The sequence below is a fragment of the Nocardia glycosmidis genome (assembly GCF_052545115.1).
In genome coordinates this window covers 173,919-190,508 of record NZ_JBQWRH010000004.1, presented here as the reverse complement: position 1 = coordinate 190,508, position 16,590 = coordinate 173,919, and the positions used below count along the sequence as shown (strand labels likewise).

General features: G+C 67.4%; 21 protein-coding genes. 6 read left to right on the top strand and 15 right to left on the bottom strand.

Annotated features, from left to right (window positions below; translation table 11 throughout):
• Nucleotides 1–19: 19 nt before the first annotated feature.
• Both ACT86A_RS06860 and ACT86A_RS06855 read left to right on the top strand, forming a co-directional pair.
• Nucleotides 20–700 (top strand): amino acid ABC transporter permease, encoded by a 681-nt coding sequence (locus tag ACT86A_RS06860; protein WP_445091135.1) that lies wholly within the window; start codon nt 20–22, stop codon nt 698–700.
• Nucleotides 697–1,599, top strand: coding sequence for an amino acid ABC transporter permease (locus tag ACT86A_RS06855; protein ID WP_445091134.1), 903 nt, complete (start codon nt 697–699; stop codon nt 1,597–1,599). Before ACT86A_RS06860 ends, ACT86A_RS06855 begins: the two co-directional genes overlap by 4 nt.
• A 179-nt stretch (nt 1,600–1,778) precedes the next feature.
• On the opposite strand, the gene recX is transcribed toward ACT86A_RS06855, so the two are convergent.
• Both recX and recA read right to left on the bottom strand, forming a co-directional pair.
• Nucleotides 1,779–2,438 (bottom strand): recombination regulator RecX, encoded by a 660-nt coding sequence (gene recX, locus ACT86A_RS06850; protein WP_445091133.1) that lies wholly within the window; start codon nt 2,436–2,438, stop codon nt 1,779–1,781.
• A 196-nt stretch (nt 2,439–2,634) separates the two neighbouring features.
• Complete coding sequence (gene recA / locus ACT86A_RS06845) at nt 2,635–4,770, bottom strand: intein-containing recombinase RecA (protein ID WP_445091132.1); 2,136 nt, start codon at nt 4,768–4,770, stop codon at nt 2,635–2,637.
• A gap of 165 nt (nt 4,771–4,935) precedes the next feature.
• Here recA and ACT86A_RS06840 point away from each other — a divergent pair, with 165 nt between their 5' ends.
• The gene (locus tag ACT86A_RS06840) at nt 4,936–5,073 is read left to right on the top strand and encodes a hypothetical protein (RefSeq protein WP_445091131.1); all 138 of its coding nucleotides are present in this window, start codon (nt 4,936–4,938) and stop codon (nt 5,071–5,073) included.
• A gap of 76 nt (nt 5,074–5,149) precedes the next feature.
• On the opposite strand, the gene ACT86A_RS06835 is transcribed toward ACT86A_RS06840, so the two are convergent.
• A complete protein-coding gene (locus ACT86A_RS06835) occupies nt 5,150–5,599 on the bottom strand; it encodes a nuclear transport factor 2 family protein (protein WP_445091130.1) in 450 nt (149 codons plus the stop codon).
• A gap of 229 nt (nt 5,600–5,828) precedes the next feature.
• On the opposite strand from ACT86A_RS06835, the gene ACT86A_RS06830 reads away from it, so the two are divergent.
• Complete coding sequence (locus ACT86A_RS06830; protein WP_445091332.1) at nt 5,829–6,344, top strand: CGNR zinc finger domain-containing protein; 516 nt, start codon at nt 5,829–5,831, stop codon at nt 6,342–6,344.
• A 12-nt stretch (nt 6,345–6,356) separates the two neighbouring features.
• Here the strand turns inward: ACT86A_RS06830 and ACT86A_RS06825 are convergent, their stop codons facing one another.
• The 12 genes from ACT86A_RS06825 to pgsA form a co-directional block, all read right to left on the bottom strand.
• Nucleotides 6,357–7,601 (bottom strand): phosphotransferase, encoded by a 1,245-nt coding sequence (locus ACT86A_RS06825; protein ID WP_445091129.1) that lies wholly within the window; start codon nt 7,599–7,601, stop codon nt 6,357–6,359.
• The gene (locus tag ACT86A_RS06820) at nt 7,598–7,792 is read right to left on the bottom strand and encodes a DUF3046 domain-containing protein (protein ID WP_445091128.1); all 195 of its coding nucleotides are present in this window, start codon (nt 7,790–7,792) and stop codon (nt 7,598–7,600) included. The genes ACT86A_RS06825 and ACT86A_RS06820 overlap by 4 nt, the downstream gene beginning before the upstream one ends.
• Nucleotides 7,793–7,854: 62 nt before the next feature.
• Nucleotides 7,855–9,012 (bottom strand): glycosyltransferase, encoded by a 1,158-nt coding sequence (locus tag ACT86A_RS06815; protein ID WP_445091127.1) that lies wholly within the window; start codon nt 9,010–9,012, stop codon nt 7,855–7,857.
• 129 nt (nt 9,013–9,141) lie between these two features.
• On the bottom strand, nt 9,142–9,852 hold the full coding sequence (locus tag ACT86A_RS06810) for a PIG-L deacetylase family protein (RefSeq protein ID WP_445091126.1): 711 nt from the start codon (nt 9,850–9,852) through the stop codon (nt 9,142–9,144).
• Nucleotides 9,853–9,887: 35 nt separating this feature from the next.
• Nucleotides 9,888–10,220 (bottom strand): hypothetical protein, encoded by a 333-nt coding sequence (locus tag ACT86A_RS06805; RefSeq protein ID WP_445091346.1) that lies wholly within the window; start codon nt 10,218–10,220, stop codon nt 9,888–9,890.
• 209 nt (nt 10,221–10,429) lie between these two features.
• Nucleotides 10,430–11,074 (bottom strand): PRC-barrel domain-containing protein, encoded by a 645-nt coding sequence (locus ACT86A_RS06800; protein ID WP_445091125.1) that lies wholly within the window; start codon nt 11,072–11,074, stop codon nt 10,430–10,432.
• 78 nt (nt 11,075–11,152) lie between these two features.
• Nucleotides 11,153–11,320: a hypothetical protein gene (locus ACT86A_RS06795; RefSeq protein WP_445091124.1), complete on the bottom strand. Its 168-nt coding sequence runs from the start codon at nt 11,318–11,320 to the stop codon at nt 11,153–11,155.
• Nucleotides 11,321–11,654: 334 nt separating this feature from the next.
• Nucleotides 11,655–12,545 (bottom strand): phage shock envelope stress response protein PspM, encoded by an 891-nt coding sequence (gene pspM, locus ACT86A_RS06790; protein ID WP_445091123.1) that lies wholly within the window; start codon nt 12,543–12,545, stop codon nt 11,655–11,657.
• Between the two features lie 286 nt (nt 12,546–12,831).
• Entirely contained in the window at nt 12,832–13,638 is an 807-nt protein-coding gene (locus ACT86A_RS06785; RefSeq protein ID WP_445091122.1) for a PspA/IM30 family protein, read from the bottom strand.
• A gap of 200 nt (nt 13,639–13,838) precedes the next feature.
• Nucleotides 13,839–14,288, bottom strand: coding sequence for a helix-turn-helix domain-containing protein (locus ACT86A_RS06780; protein ID WP_445091121.1), 450 nt, complete (start codon nt 14,286–14,288; stop codon nt 13,839–13,841).
• Nucleotides 14,289–14,393: 105 nt separating this feature from the next.
• Nucleotides 14,394–14,915 (bottom strand): CinA family protein, encoded by a 522-nt coding sequence (locus ACT86A_RS06775; protein WP_445091120.1) that lies wholly within the window; start codon nt 14,913–14,915, stop codon nt 14,394–14,396.
• Entirely contained in the window at nt 14,912–15,571 is a 660-nt protein-coding gene (gene pgsA, locus ACT86A_RS06770; protein ID WP_445091119.1) for a CDP-diacylglycerol--glycerol-3-phosphate 3-phosphatidyltransferase, read from the bottom strand. The genes ACT86A_RS06775 and pgsA overlap by 4 nt, the downstream gene beginning before the upstream one ends.
• A 142-nt stretch (nt 15,572–15,713) precedes the next feature.
• Here pgsA and ACT86A_RS06765 point away from each other — a divergent pair, with 142 nt between their 5' ends.
• Both ACT86A_RS06765 and ACT86A_RS06760 read left to right on the top strand, forming a co-directional pair.
• Nucleotides 15,714–16,280 (top strand): amino-acid N-acetyltransferase, encoded by a 567-nt coding sequence (locus ACT86A_RS06765; protein ID WP_445091118.1) that lies wholly within the window; start codon nt 15,714–15,716, stop codon nt 16,278–16,280.
• Nucleotides 16,281–16,305: 25 nt separating this feature from the next.
• Entirely contained in the window at nt 16,306–16,590 is a 285-nt protein-coding gene (locus tag ACT86A_RS06760) for a YciI family protein (protein ID WP_445091117.1), read from the top strand.

The following is a 16,590-nucleotide window of genomic DNA, read 5'->3' as shown; positions in this document are numbered from 1 at the left end:
TCGGAGGGACGCGTCCGCCGTGTTCGACCTGATCTCGAGGTACGACACCGAAATCCTCGAAGCCTTCTGGGTGACCATCCAGTTGACCGTGCTGTCCGCGATCGGCGCGCTCATCCTGGGCACTGTCGTCGCCGCGCTGCGCGTATCTCCCGTGCCGGTCGCGCGCTGGGTCGGCACCGCCTACGTCACCATCTTCCGCAACACCCCGCTCACGCTGATCATCGTGTTCATGTCGCTGGGCCTGTACACCACGATGGGCTGGCGCCTCGCGGGTGAGGGTCCGGATTCACTGGCGCAGAACAACTTCCGCTTCGCGGTCGTAGGCTTGAGCATTTACACCGCCGCCTTCGTCTGTGAGTCGCTGCGCGCGGGTATCAACACCGTGCCGATGGGTCAGTCCGAGGCGGGCCGCTCGCTCGGCTTCGGCTTCCTGCAGAACCTGCGCCTGATCGTGTTGCCGCAGGCCTATCGCTCGGTCATCGCGCCGCTGGGCAGCGTGCTGATCGCGCTGACCAAGAACTCCACCATCGCCTCGGCCATCGGCGTCGCCGAGGCCGCAACCCTGATGGCGGAGATGACCGAGACCGAGGCCGCGGTGCTGGCGGTCGGCGCGATCTTCGCGCTCGGCTTCGTGATCCTTACCCTGCCGACCGGCCTGTTCTTCGGCTGGCTCGCCAAGCGTTACGAGGTTGCCCGATGAGCGTAGGTGCTTCGGTTCTGTTCGACGCGCCGGGCCCGAAGGCGAGGCTGCGCAACAACATCTACTCGGTCTCGGTGGTGGTCGCCGTGGCCGCAGTGGTCTGGGTGCTCTACCGCGGGTTCGCCGACAAGGGTCAGTTCACCGCCGAGAAATGGAAGCCGTTCCTGGAGGCCGAGGTCTGGTCGACCTACCTGCTGCCCGGCCTGCGGGGCACGATCGTCGCCGCACTGCTGTCGATCGTGCTCGCGTTGCTCCTCGGCATGGTCTTCGGCGTGCTGCGGGTGTCGGACCATCGGACGGTGCGCTGGGTGGCGGGCACGATCGTCGAGGTGTCGCGCGCGATTCCGGTGCTGATCCTGATGATCTTCCTGTTCGCGGTGTACTCCCAATACGACCTGTTCAAGTCCGATGATCTCGCGCTCGCCGCGGTGGTCACCGCGCTGACCATCTACAACGGCTCGGTCATCGCGGAGATCGTGCGCGCGGGCATCCGGTCGTTGCCGAAGGGGCAGACCGAGGCGGCCGTCGCGCTGGGCATGCGCAAGGGCCAGCTGATGCGCTTGGTGCTGTTGCCGCAGGCGATCACGGCGATGCTGCCCGCGCTGGTCTCGCAGATGGTGGTCGCGCTCAAGGACTCGGCGCTCGGTTATCAGATCACCTATGTCGAAATCGTGCGGTCGGGCCAGCAGCTGGGCGCGGCCGAGCAGAACACCGTCCCGGCACTGATGATCATCGCGGTCATCATGATCGCGCTCAACAGCGCGCTGACCCTGGTGGCGACCACACTGGAGCGGCGGCTGCGGGCGCGCAAGCGCGGCAAGGGCGGCGGCGCCGTCGTCGCCGCGGACTCCGTCATCACCGACGCGGCGCCCGGCCTCGACATCGGCGCCAAACCGTGACCATCGGCGAGCGGGAGTTCGAGCGCTAGCTTGCCGCGGTGGGCGATCGGGCCGTGGAGTCGCGTGCGCTGGATACGGTGATCCGCTCCAGCGCACCGACTTCGACCCGGCGCTCGCTGCGGCATGGGGACACCCATGCCGCAGTACGAGATGATGCCGGGCCGCTCGCCGCTCCAGCATCAGTCGATGGGGTCGAGGAGATCGCTCTCGACGTCCTGGTCGGCCAGCGCCGCCTTGACCACGCGGTAGGCCGTGGACTGGCCGTAGCCGCGGCGGGCGAGCATGCCGACGAGGCGGCGAATTGCCTTGTCGCGGTCCAGGTCTCGCGGCAGCGAGCGCATCTTGCGGCGAACCAACTCGGCGGCGCGGGATTCCTCGTCGTCGGTGGTGATCCCCGCGAGGGCAGATGCGGCGTCCGACTGCGCGACGCCTTTGCGCCGGAGTTCCTGAGCCAGCGCCTGCTTGCCCTTGCCGGAGAAGGTGTGGCGGGAGTGCACCCACTGCTCAGCGAAGGCGGCATCGTCGACGAGGCCCACGTCGGTCAAGCGATCGAGCGCCCGTTCGCTGACCTCGGGCGAGTATCCCTTGGCGGCCAGGCGCCCGGCCAGCTCGGCTCGGCTACGAGCACGGACAGCAAGCAGGCGCAGACACACCTCTTTCGCCTGCTCGACCGTCCCGCCGCCGGATCCGGCCGCCACCGGATCGGACGGGGGATCTTCGGATCGTACGGAGTCGGCCGGCCCCGGATGATCCGTGCGTCCTCTCCCGGCCCGGCGACCGCGACGGGACCCGGTCGAACGCGCCCGCTGCGGATCGGACGCGTTCGACCGAGTTCCCATGGTGTCCGGCGAAACCGAACCATCGTCGGCTCTCCGGACCGGCTCGGGTTCTTGCTCGCCGGGCACAACGTAGGCGGACCGGCCGGAGGCGGACAAAAGTTCCTCCAGCCGACGCCGCATATCCTGCATCGCGTCCGACCGCGGCTGCCCAGGCTCGTTCGGTCCCGGTCCGGGCGAGCGTCGGTCGCGCATCGGCTCAGAAATCGGCGGGCACCTCGGCGGCATCGTCGGCCGTCACGTCGGCGCCGATGCCGAGTTTCTCTTTGATCTTCTTCTCGATCTCGTCGCGGATGTCGACATTCTCCAGCAGGAACTTGCGGGAGTTCTCCTTGCCCTGGCCGAGCTGATCGCCTTCGTAGGTGTACCAGGAGCCGGACTTGCGGATGAAGCCCTGTTCGACGCCCATGTCGATGAGCGAGCCTTCCTTGGAGATGCCGTGCCCGTAGAGGATGTCGAACTCGGCCTGCTTGAACGGCGGCGAGACCTTGTTCTTCACCACCTTCACGCGGGTGCGGTTGCCCACCGCGTCGCTGCCGTCCTTGAGCGTCTCGATACGACGCACGTCCAGGCGCACCGATGCGTAGAACTTCAATGCTTTACCACCGGTGGTGGTCTCCGGCGAATTGTGCACCATCACACCGTCGACGAAGTAGTTGTGATTGCCCTCGACTTCGATGTCGAACCGATGCATCGACCGGGTTTCCAGCTTCGCGTGCACATCCAGCACCCGCGCCGGCACCAGCTTCTGAACCGGTTCCGTGAATTCGGGCACGACATTCCCCATGCCCCGGAATCGTGGCAGCAGCTTGTATTCCATCGACGGCGTCACGTAGGGCGCAACCAGTTCCTGGAATTCGGCGGTGGCCTTCGTCGAAAACACCAGCACCGCTTTGCCCGCAGTTCCAGCAGAACGCAACCGCACGTCGAGTTGATAGGTGTCGCGCAGATAATCACGCACCCGAACGCGCGAACCCTCGCTCATCGCCTCGACGCAGATCTCGATGCGACCGCTGCCGCCCGCTGTCCGCTCTTGCACTCCCTTGGACCGCAGCGCGAAGGAGCCATCATCCATGTACCAGATCGCCAAGGCGAGTGGGGTAAGGGTTTTGAGAAACTCCTCGGAGAGGAACTTCTTGCCGTCACCCAGGTATACCGCGCGCTGCAATTCGCCGAGTTCGGGCAACGGGGTGAAGTCGACGAACTTGGCGCCCTTGTCGTTCACGCGCACCGAATGCTCGATATTGCCCAGCAGCGAGACTTTCCAATCCAGGTACTCGTGCTGCTTGGCGCCATGCCCGATCCGAAAGCGAACCCCATTGCGGTCGAAGCGGTTCGGCGACAGGTTGCCATCTCCCATCAGCGAACCGAGAACAACCTGCAACTGCTGATCGCTCAGGCGGAATGTCTCAGTAGAGAGCACACGGTCACCCGCGATGATTTCTCCCGCCTCGGTCCAACCACCTGGAGTGCGGATGAGGTGATTGGCGGTAGCGGCAAACTGTGAGCGGCCGTTGCCGCTCGACTTCTCGACAGTGAACTGCAGGAAGTAATCGGCTGGACCGTTGTCGAACCAGTTCACAACGCGGCGAGGCACGATCATATTCGCGTCAGGGTCGTAAGAGAGCACCTCGACATCCATCTTCTGGTTGACGATCTTGCCGATCTTCTCGGTGGTGCCGTCGGCCAGCTGAACCCGAGTGTGATAGTTGAAGCATCCGAACATCACGCCGATCTTCTCGCGCAGCTGATTGATGAAGATCGCGGTCGTGCCGGAGGTGTTCAGCGCGCCGGTCATCTTCCGCAGCGCCTGGCTCATCAGGCGAGCCTGCAGACCGACGTGGCTGTCACCCATCTCGCCTTCGATCTCGGCGCGCGGCACCAGCGCGGCCACCGAGTCGATGACGATGATGTCGATGGCGCCGGAACGCACCAGCATGTCGGCGATCTCCAGCGCCTGCTCACCGGTGTCGGGCTGGGAAACCAGCAGGGCGTCGGTATCGACGCCGAGCTTGCGGGCATAGTCGGGGTCGAGCGCGTGCTCGGCGTCGATGAACGCCGCCACACCGCCGGCGGCCTGCGCATTGGCTACCGCGTGCAGCGCGACGGTGGTCTTACCCGAGGATTCCGGACCGTAGATCTCGACGATGCGACCACGCGGCAGACCGCCGATGCCCAGCGCCACGTCGAGCGCGATCGAACCCGTCGGGATCACCGAGACGGGCTGGCGAGCCTCCTCGCCGAGGCGCATGACGGCACCCTTGCCGAAGCTCTTCTCCACCTGGGCCAGCGCGAGCTCGAGCGCCTTGTCGCGGTCGTACGCCTGTGGTGCCATGTGCTGATTCCCCTTTTCGACGGGTATCTCTCGTTCTGTGGTTGGCGCCTACAGTAGAGCGCGGCACCGACAAGTTCCGTGGACCAGATTAGACGAACAGGTGTTCGAGTCAAGCGACGCGCCCTGCGACACCCCGCACGGCTGTGGTTGCAGCAGCACCTGCACATGTCGGTGCCGCACGCGGTTCCGGCGATGCTTCCGATGGCCGTGACCGGGTTCGTAGCGGGCGCGTTCGGGCTGCTCCACCGCCCGCGGGCCGAGGTCGAGCCGGCCGCAACCGAGCAACACGTCGTCGCCGTCTGATCGCCGTCTGCCGACGCGACCGAAGGTGGTGCGCCACCGCCGCAGCACACGACGCGGCGGTGGCGTCCTGCGTCCCCTACTGCTGAGGCAGCACCGACTCGTCGCCCGGATCGCGCGGCCCGAGGATGCGCCGGTCGGCCTCCTCGATCCGGACATCGTTGATGCTGGCTTCCCGCCGGGACATCAGGCCGTCCGGCGCGAACTCCCACAGCTCATTGCCGTAGCTGCGCCACCACTGGCCCGCATCGTCGTGCCATTCGTACTGGAAGCGCACGGCGATGCGGTTTCCTTCGAATGCCCACAGATCTTTGCGCAGTGCGTATCCGTTCTCGATGGACCACTTCCTGGTCAAGAACTCGACGATCGCGCTGCGCCCGGTGAAGAACTCGTCGCGGTTGCGCCACACCGAATCCTCGGTGTACGCGGCGGCGACGCGCTCGGGATCGCGGGTATTCCAGGCGTCTTCGGCTGCCTGCACTTTGAGCTTGGCCGATGCCGCGTCGAACGGTGGTAGCGGAGGTCGCATGGGACTACTCCCTTTCTCGTAGACAGACTTCATGGATTGACGGGCGAGAGTTCAGCGACTCCCCAGCGCAGCGCTCCCCCACGCCGCTCCGAAGATTTAACCTTCTTTATCTGTTGACTGGTTAGAAGATAATGAGGTGACAGCAATCGTGTCAACCGCTGAAATAGATATGACTAGTTAGAGGGAGGTGGTCACCGTGCCCACCGACGCGGACTCGATACCCTCGGGCATGCCCGATCCACGCCCCCACCTCGGTGAACCTTTGGCACTCGATCTGCTGAACACGCGGTGGATCCAGAACGGACCGCGGGATCTGCTCACCGGCGTAGCCGGACTGCGCATCTGGCTGGCATCGGCGGGCCTCGCCGATCGAGCGAGCGCCGACGAGGCCACGCTGGCCGCGGTGCTGGCCGCCCGCACAGCCGTCTACGACGTGGTCGTGCACGCCTCGCACGCCGGGATCAACGAGGTGCTCGCACACGGCCGGATCCGGCGCGTACTCACCGAATCCAGGCCCACCGATCTGGTCGACGTCCCCGAGAAACCCTGGCTGCCCGCCTGGCTGGCCGCAGACAATCTGCTGGAACTGCTGCGTGCCGCGCCCGACCGAATCCGTCAGTGCGCGCACCCGGAATGCGTGCTGTTCTTCTACGACACCTCGAAGAACGGAACCCGCCGCTGGCACTCGATGGCCACCTGCGGCAACCGCACCAAAGCGGCCCGGCACTACGCGCGGAAGGTTTGAAGCGCGCGAGGCTCAGAACAATTCGTCGAGCAGACGGTAGTACCGCAGGCGGCTCTCGTCCGGCTCGGCCAGGCCGTAGGCCGCGAAGAAGGCGGCTACCTCCGCCGCGCCGAAGCCCGCGCGCAGATCGCGCGCGGCCGGCGCCAGATCGCGGTATCGATCGGCGACGCCGAGCGCACCCAGATCGAGCAGGATCTCGCCCTCCAGCACGTTCGAGGGGGTGAAATCACCGTGCGCAACCACCAGATCCTCCTGGCCCGGGCGCTGCGCCAGCAGCCGCGCGAAGATCTCCGCCGGAACCGACCCGCGGTGGTCGTCGTCGAAGTCGTCCGGATCAACGAGGTCTTCGATCACGTGGCGGCGCGCCCGCGCCAAGACCACATCGAGCCGTCCATCGAACGGGCACTCATCGATCGGAATGCTGTGCAGCCGCCGCAGAACCGAGCCGAGCACGGTGCCGATCGAGGTCGGATACCGGCCGTCGGAGTCCGCTCGAGCGGCCAGGCTCCGCGCGCTTGCGTCGGCGAGCAGCAATACGTCGGCGTCGAACGCCGCCACCTCCGGCACCCGAATCCCATGGCCGCGCAACCAGGTCAGGCGTTCGTACTCGGCGACCGCCTTCGGTCCGCGTTTGAGCCAATAGCCGCCGTGCACGAACACGACGTCGCCGCTGCTGCCTTCGTGCTCATCCGACCAGGTCGGCAGCTCGCCGAGCAGCGCGGCGACCCTGGGCGGCAATGGAATCGGCAGCTCGCCCAGGGTATCCAGGGCGGCGCGGGTGGATTCGATCTCCTCGGGTTCGCCTTCGGTGAGACGCAGCCGCATCGCATCCGTCAAGAGCTCATGCGCCTGCGTCAGCTGATTCCGTTCGGCGAGCGCCTTGCCCAAATGCTGGAGGGCGAACGAGAGTACGTCCGGCGCGGCCACACGCGCGTGCTCGACGGCGCGGCGGTACAGCGTCTCCGCCGTGCCCGCGTCGCCGCTGTAGCGGTAGACATCGCCGAGGTTGATCCACACGGTGATCCTGCGTCGCTCGGTGTCCACCAATTCCAGCGCGCGATCGAGATGATCGAGCGCCTCGTCATAGCGGCCGAGCAGCATCAGCTCGATTCCGGTCTGCCGGAATCCCGCGAAATCGACGGGGCGGGCCTGCGCCACCCTGGCGGCGAGACGCTGCGGGTCGTGCGGGATCATCCGGTGCCGCTCATCGAACCGGTAGAGCGGCTCGTCCCACCCGACCCGGCCGGGCGCGTTCACCAGCGTGCCTTGGGCACGTCGAACTCCGCGCACAGCGCGCGCCACACCTCCCGAGGATCGACGCCGGCCTCGATGGCGTCGGCTCCGGTGCGTCCCCCCAGGGCGGGTACCACATGGTCGGTCAGCAAGGCGTCGCCCCGGGCCACACCGAACTCGTCGTGCAACAGTTCCTGAAACTCGGTCAACCGCACCGTACCGAACTTACTCGCACCGCACAGACCACCAGGACAGCGGCGCGCCCGGCCGGCACCGGTCAGGGATGGGCAGGTTGCGCAATCCGGTGGCAGAGGGCTACAGGGTCCGGGAGCGGGGCGTGCACGCTGGCCGCTTCCGCGGCCTTGGTGTAGCCGGGGTCGGCGAGGATTTCCGCGACAGCGGCACGCAGAGCTCCGGGCGACAACGGGCGTACGACAATCGAACTACCTTGGCGGGCAGCGCGGTTGGCCAGCTCCCATTGATCGCCGCCACCGGGAACGGTGACGATCGGAACGCCGGCGGACAAGGACTTGGTGAGCAGGCCGTGACCGCCACCACCCACCACGACCGACGCGTGGGTCAGGAGTTCGTCTTGGCGACCCAGCCCCGCCGTAGCCCACGGGGGAAGATCGGCCGGTGGCGTATCCAGCGTCGAGATCGCCACGCGAACCCCGGTGCCGTCCAATGCCTCGAGGACGGTTTCGGCCATGCCCGCGACCCCGGTGTGCGCGGTGGACGGAGCGACCATCACCAGCGGCCCATCGCCAGCTGGAAGATCCAGGATCGCATCGGTCGGCTCCCACAGCAGTGGACCGATGACATGAGCCGCTTGCGGCCAGTCCGGTCGCGGCACCTCGAGCGCGGGCAAGGTGGCGATCAGCCGGGCGGCCGGCCCCGGGTCGGCGGACGACAGACCGACGCTCTCGCGTGCCCGCTCCCGCTGACGACGGCCGTGGCGAAGTGCGCGTGAGGTCATACCGCGCAACAGCCCGTCCCGCATCCGCCCATGCAGGCCCGCGCCGGGAGCAAGGCCACTCCCGATGGGCGGCAACGCCTTCGACGGCAGATACAGCGGATGGGGCGACAGTTCCACCCACGGCACGCCGAGTCGTTCCGCGGCCATCCCGCCACCTGCGGTCAGCACATCGGAGACGACCAGCTCGGGCAGCATGGCGCTCAACTCGGGCAGGATCTCGGTGGAGACATGCGCGGCCCGCTCGTGAATGCGCCGGCCCGCGTCGGCGTCATCGTCCACCGGCCGCGGGGCCAGACCTTTGAGCCGACGCACGCCGATTCCGGCAGCCAACGCAGAGTCGAACCAGCGCGGGCCGGTGAACAGCACCGGCTCGTCACCGGCGGCCAGAAACCGCAAGCACAACGCGATAGCGGGAAACGCATGCCCGGGATCGGGACCTGCGACGACAGCTACTCGCATCCGCTCAGCCTGCCACACGACCATCGGGGCATCGGGCACCCGCCTCGGAGCGCGTCCGATGCCGGAGACCGGCGGCGAGCCCCGCCACAACCACCGCCGTTGCGCGGGGCGACCAGCTTCGAATACGGATCAACTGCCGAAGTAGAACAGCTCGAATCCGACCGCGTGCTCGGCGGGGAACCCCTCGATAGGACCGGTCGCCCGATCCACGACGGCGCGCACCTGGTCGGCGACGGGCTCGGGGCTCAGCGCCTCGAGGTAGCGGCGATGTTCGGCGAGCGATGCCGCCGCCTCGACAAGATTCTCCGTGACGTCGACGGCGTGCGTTGCGACCGGTCCCACGACCGCCGCCCAACGCGCCGACCACGGCTTCCACCCGGCGATTTCCGGAAAGATCCACTCGTTGCCCGCATCGGCGACGGCGTCCAGGGCAGCCCGGCCGACGGCGCGATGATCGGCACTGTTGGCGTAGCCCGGCGCCCAGATATCGCCGAAATTGAACAGCACCACCATCTCCGGCTGCTGCCTGCGAATCGCGGCGGCGAGGTCGCGGCGCAATTCCAGGCTCTGCTGGACTCGCCCGTCCGGGTAGCGCAGGAACTCCACCTCGCGCACGCCCACCACCTCGGCCGCCGCGATCTGCTCGACCTCCCGGAGGGGCCCGGCGGAGGCCGGCGGCACACCGGCGATACCTGATTCTCCGCTGGTGACCAGCAGGTAGCGAATGTCCTTGCCCTGCCGGGTCCACCGCGCGACCGCAGCGGCCGCGCCGTATTCGATATCGTCAGGGTGCGCGACGATCACCAAGCCGCGCTGCCAGTCCTCCGGAACCTGATCCACGAGAGATCATTCAAGCATTGCCGGCCCGGTATCCGTTACAGCTTGCTCACCGTCGAATCGTCCGAGCCCGACACCGCCTTGTACAGCAGGTACAGGCCGAACACGATCGCGCTGATCACGAGGATCGGGAACAGTCCTTTGATCAGCGCGCCGATGATGGCCAGCGCGATCCAGGCCACCGCGACGATGCCGATGATTTTCCACAACATTTGCTGCCTCCCAGAAGTCGATTCCGCTTCGAGCATGACACCTGGAACGGCGGAAATCAGCAGGTGAGAAGGGATATCGGGGTGTAAATCAGGGTTCACCCCGAGACCGGAGGCGGTCGCTTCGGGAGTCGACCGGGTCTCGCGCTCAGCGCCGCACACTCTGGGTGCCGCGTCCGCGTCGGGGGAAGGCCGCATGCGAATCAGACGCCACGACTCTGGATGTCGCGCTGCGCGCCAGGGGATCACACCACAGACGACGACGGTGCACGCGTCGTCGGACGCGTACACCGTCGTGGATGTCAACAGGCGGTCCATCGGACTTCGACTCGCCGGGTCGACACTCGGCGCGACCGATCCGGGCGCCGCAGTCAGCGCGTGGGACGCTCCGGGTCCTCCATCCCGTCGGTGAGCCGATCGCCGTACGGAGGCTCCTGCATGCCGAGATCGGCCTGCATACCGAGATCGGCCGAGTCGACGGCATACGGGTCGGCGGCCGGCTCGCGTTCGATCCGCATCGGATCGGCGGTGACCGGCATGTGCAATGTCTCCTCTTCGCTGTCCAGGTACGTGCGCATCCGTTCCATGCCGACATCCTCCGGCTCCGCACCGCTACCGCAGCGTTCTTCCTGGCGCAATCCCCGGTTCTCGGCACGCTGCCGGTTCGCAAGCGGCTGCCTGCCGTAGACGTCCCAGGCGGCGCCGTCCGGGTCGATCTGATAGTGGTCGAACAGTTCCTGCTCGGCCTGCGGACTGATCTGCCCGTCGCGGTCCAGTTGGGGCGCCGCCTTCACGGCCTCCTTCTCGACCTGCACCTGCAAGACGGCCGAGTCGGCGCGATGCTCGGCTCCGGCCAACGGGACCAAGGCATCGGGGCTGAACAGCCCGGTGGACACCGCGACCCAGGTGGGCGAACCGGACTCGTTGTCCACATAGACCCGTTTGACCTTGCCGATCTTGGCGCCGCCGGGGTCGTACACAGAGCTGCCGATGAGCGTTTCCAGCATTTCGGTCATGGGTTCCTCCGCAGTTCGTTCGGTGCGATGCGCAGCCCGACAGAACGCGGCCGTACACCGCGCGTACCGAGAAAGGGTTCAGTCGCTTGTGGATCGTTCGATAACGCCGAGACCGGCAGCGACGCGCTGTGACCTGCGCGCCTGGTGCACCGCGTCGTCGGCGAACGCATACGCCGGATAGCGGCTGATGGCCAGCCGTTGGGTATCCTCGTCGAGCAGCGATTGCCAGTGCGAAACATCGAGCATGACGTGCTCCTGCCCAGTTAGTGCACGGTCCCGGCCCGGCCCGGGTCGGGTCGATCAGCTACAGGGTGGCAACTACCCGGCATCCCGCCAATCAAACCGAATTCAACCGGAAATCCCATGCCGATGGACAAAATCGCTCGTTCAGCAATTTTTGTGCTACCCATACTGGTCGGCGTGCGCAATTACCGCGACCGGCGGCATCGGCCGCCCACGATCAGCCGGGTACCCGATTCAGTACCCGGATGATCTCCGAGTTCCGGTGCGCAATGGATACCGCTCCGCACCAGGGCGGACGAGTTGCGCGGTCGGGACCGGACGCACTGAACCGATTCGATCAGGTCGGTGGTTGCGGCGACGTGGGCGCCGATCGGTCGGCGATCTCGGTGAGCGCCTGCGCCCATCCATCCATCCGGTCGGAGGCATGCCGGAGATCCGCGACGATGGTATCGAAGTTGTGCCGCACCACGGTGTTGTCCGGGATCGCCAGAATCCGGCCCGCGGCGGCGACGATCTGTTCGTATTCCGCTATCCCGGCATCGAGCCTGCCCAGCGTCAGTCGCAGGTGCTCGGTGAGCGCCACGGCCGCAGGCGAATTCGCGTGCCCCATCGCGGCGAGCCCCTGCTCCATCGCCGTGATGTCGGCGGCGAGCGCGTGCAACGCCGAAGCCCCCGATTCGGCTGTCTCCAACAGGTCGGCCAACTCCTCTCGGGGCAGCCGCTTCGAGCGGGCGATCTGCGTGCCGAGCCCGTGTAATGCCTTCTCCGCCCGACCCAGTCGCATGATCGACTGCCGGGCATTCGACCACAGCGGCGGCTGCTTACGCGGAATGAACGCCGCCTGCGGTAGCGGCGCGGCCCGCAGCCGCAGATAGCGGCGAGTGCTCAGTGCCGCCCCGGTCACCAGGGCGACCGCACCGCCGCCGAGCACCACCACGGCCCAGACTGGTGCCGAAATAACCACGAGCCCAACGGCTCCCGCTGTGGTGAGGCCGGAGACGGTGCCGAGCTGAAGGCTACGGCGGCGGGCTCTGCGGCGGCGGCGCAACTCCCGCTCCCGCGGATCGGCCCAGCGTCGCACCGCGACCAAGGCATTCTCCCCGACTTCGCGAATGCTATCCGGCAGACTGCCCGGCTGCGGCGCGAGTGCGGCCTGGGCCCGGATCATCGCCGACCCACGCGGACGCCGCGCTTCGATCCGCCGCTCCCGAAACGCACTGCCGCTCATGCCGTATCCATCCCGGCACGCGCGGGGCCCTGCGTGGACACGCTCCGCTCCCGCCTCCAGGCCTGACCGCTCATGCCGTATCCATCCCGGCATGAACGGGGCCCTGCGTGGACACGCTTCGCTCCCGCCTCCAGGCCTGACCGCTCATGCCAACTCTCCCAACGGTTGTGCGCATCGGACCGGCTCGGGTGCGACCTGGCCGACGGCCGGCTGGTCGGGTACCCATGCCATGTCCTTCAGTGAAGCAGCCCCCACCGACACTCCTCGCGGAATGTCCGTCCGCTGGCTACTGCTGGGCGGCTTGCCCCTTGTCCATCTGCGGCTGCGCGGGGGTGATCGCGGTCTGGGCGCCCCCGGCGGGCAGCTGCTCGCCGCGCATGGAGGCACGGATCTGTTCGAGCTTGCTGTGCCCAGCCATCTGAACGCTGGCCTGCTGTACCTCGAGCATGCGGCCCTGCACCGAGTTCTGCGCGAGTTCGGCGGCGCCGAGCGCGTTGGCGTAACGGCGCTCGATCTTCTCGCGCACCGCGTCCAGGCTCGGCGTGCTGCCCGGAGCCGACAGCGTCGAATCCATCTGCTGCAGCGACGCGGAGACCTGCTCCTGCATCTTGGCCTGCTCCAGTTGGCTGAGCAGCTTGGTGCGCTCGGCGACTTTCTGCTGCAGCAGCATCGCGTTCTGCTCCACGGCCTTCTTGGCCTGAGCCGCGGCCTGCAACGACTGATCGTGCAGGACCTTCAGGTCCTCGACGGACTGTTCGGCGGTAACCAGCTGCGCGGCGAACGCTTCGGCGGCGTTCGTGTACTGGATCGCCTTCCCGGTGTCGCCCGCCGCGGTGGCCTGATCGGCCAGCAACACGGCCTGGCGCGCGTTGGCGTTGAGCTTCTCGACCTCGTCCAACTGCCGGTTCAGCTTCATCTCCAGCTGACGCTGATTGCCGATGACCGACGCGGCCTGCTGGGAAAGGGCCTGGTGCTGCCGCTGGGCTTCCTCGATAGCCTGCTGAATCTGGACCTTCGGATCCGCGTGCTCCTCGATTTTGGCGTCGAAGAGGGCCATCAGGTATTTCCAGGCCTTGACGAACGGATTAGCCATCGATTGATCCCGCCTCCATCTGACATGCCGCACCGCAGCGCGACTCCAGTGCGCGACCGTCACGCACCCGGTATGTGCCTATCCTCCACCATGTGGCACCCGGGCCGGGCGTGCCCGGCCCGAACGACGCCTCATAGAGAATCTATCCGCTTTTCACCTCGGCCCGCAGCGTTGCCGCAACGGCTGCAGCTCATTCCGGGTCACATACCCTTCACCAGGACCAGCGTGTCCGATCTCGGTGCGGGAATAACGATCCTGGTGTCTTCGGCGAGCGGCAGCGGGCACGCTCCGGCCGCCGACATGGCGGCGGAGGCCGGTGCGGGCTCGGCGGTCGCCGCGGGCTCGGCGTCGGTCCGCTCCGGCTCGGCCGCGGCTGGCTCGGCGGCGCCATCCGCGGGCGCGCCGACCGGCAGGCCGTCGACGCCCGCCATGATCGTGCTCACATCCCACAGCACCCGCGACAACGGCACGTCCAGCGCCTCGCAGATGGCGGCGAGCAGTTCACTCGACGCCTCCTTGCGGCCGCGCTCGACCTCGGAGAGGTAGCCCAGGCTCACCCGCGCCGATGAGGACACCTCGCGCAGGGTCCGATTCTGGGCGAGACGAGCACGCCGCAAACTGTCACCGATCGCCTCTCGCAGCAGCGTCATCTCGTTCTCCTTCGCTCCCGGTCGCCGGGCCGACGCGTTCGCGACCCCACGCATGCCGTTCTTTCTCGCACAACGTCTGAGCACGGCCGGATGGTTCCCGCCGGGCTAACGGTTGCGCCCGGCCCAGCCGGCCGAACCCGTTTCCTGCACGCAACGCAGCAATTCGGATACCGCCGTGCGCGTTGCGCCGATTCTGATCGTCCACCGGTCGCCGGGGAGTTTCAACCGCACGACTTCGGTATGCGCCGGGCCCGCGATGGCGAGGAACACCGTGCCTACCGGGTGATCGTCCTGCGAATCGGGACCCGCGACCCCGGTCAGGCCCACACCCCAGTCCGCACCGCATCTCGTGCGTGCCCCCACCGCCAGTTGTTCGGCGGTTGCGGCTGCCACCGGACCTTCGGTCGCGAGCAGGTCCGCGTCGACACCGCCGAGACTCTGTTTGAGATCCGTGGCGTACACCACCAACCCGCCGCGCAGTACGGCGCTGGCACCGGGAACCCCGGCGATGGTGGCGGCAAGAAGTCCGGCGGTCAGCGATTCGGCGGTCGCGACAGTTTGCCGCGCTGTCACCAGCGCACTCACCAGATCGGCAGCGGGCACCAGGGCGACGAGCGGATCGGTCATGGCTTACGCGTTCGGCCCGGTCCGCCCGCGAACCACACCCTGGCCGCCTGGCCGACGTAATCCAGCCCGGTGAGCACGGTCAGCGCGACGGCCAGGTACATCAGAACCATCCCGAATGCGGCGAACCAGCCCGACAGCGGCAACAGCAGCAGAGCGATCGCCAGCGACTGCACCAGGGTCTTGAGCTTGCCGCCGCGTCCGGCCGGAATCACCCCGCGCCGCACCACCACCAGCCGCAGCAGCGTCACACCCAACTCCCGACCGCAGATGACGATCGTGATCCACCAGGCCAGGTCACCGAGCAGGGACAGGCCGATCACCGCGGACCCGATGAGCGCCTTGTCGGCGATAGGGTCGGCGAGCTTACCGAAATCCGTGACCAAACCGTATTTGCGCGCCAGTTGCCCATCGAACCGGTCGGTGATCGCGGCCAGCCCGAACAGTGCGGCGGCGGCGATCCGCCAGCCGGTCTGGTGCCCGCCGCCGACGAACAGGGCCACGACGAACAGCGGCACGATCGCGATGCGCAGCATGGTGAGCACATTCGCGATGTTGAGCAGCGGTGCTACCGCCTCGGCCTGGGTGCCGGCGAAACCGGGCCGGACCGGATCGGGCGCCCCCCAGGGGCGATCCGTCTCCTCGGGTTGCACGCTCATATCGCCGCCTCGCCCGCGGCCTGCCGCGTCATGGCCGCCTCGTCATCCCGTCGCGCAACCCGGCGCGACGCGGCGAGCGGGACGGCTGGATCTGCGGCACACATTCAGAGTATCGGTAGCCGGGCCGACTACTGTGCACCCCATGACCTCTCGGGGACCACTAGGTGGTTCGACAAGCGACGCGCACCCGGGCGCGGCTTCGGCCGCGCAGACCTCCGTCCCGGTCGTCCGACGCGCCCGAACCTCCGATGTGCCCGAGATCAAGCGCCTGGTCGACGCGTACGCCGGCCGTATCCTGCTGGAGAAGAACCTGGTCACGCTCTACGAAGCGGTGCAGGAGTTCTGGGTCGCCGAACTGGACGGCCGCGTCGTCGGCTGCGGTGCGCTGCACGTGCTGTGGGCCGACCTCGGTGAGGTGCGCACAGTCGCGGTGCACCCGGAGGTGAAAGGCAGCGGTGTGGGCAAGCTCATCGTGCGGCGGCTGATCGCGGTGGCACGCGAACTCGAGCTGCAGCGGCTGTTCGTGCTGACCTTCGAGGTGGAGTTCTTCGGCAGGCACGGTTTCGTCGAGATCGACGGCACGCCGGTCACCGCCGAGGTGTACGCGGAGATGTGCCGCTCGTACGACACCGGCGTCGCGGAGTTCCTCGATCTCAGCTATGTAAAGCCGAACACCCTCGGCAATACTCGCATGCTGCTAACCCTCTGAGCCCGTCCCACAGAAAGCGCTACCCATGCCGATCTTTGCCGTCGACTACGCCTATTCCGAACAGGCCGCCGCCGGTCGCGACACCTACCGTCCCGAGCACCGCGCCTGGCTGGCGGGTCTGCGGGAGTCCGGCATCGTGCTCAGCAGCGGGCCGTACCCCAACGGGTCCGGCGCGCTGCTGATCTTCCGGGCGGAGGACGCGGCGGCGTTGAAAGACCTGCTCACGCAGGATCCGTTCGCTCGAGAGAGCCTGATCGACGACGTTCGCGCGGTGGAATGGGCACCGACGTCCGGACCCTTCACGTCCTGA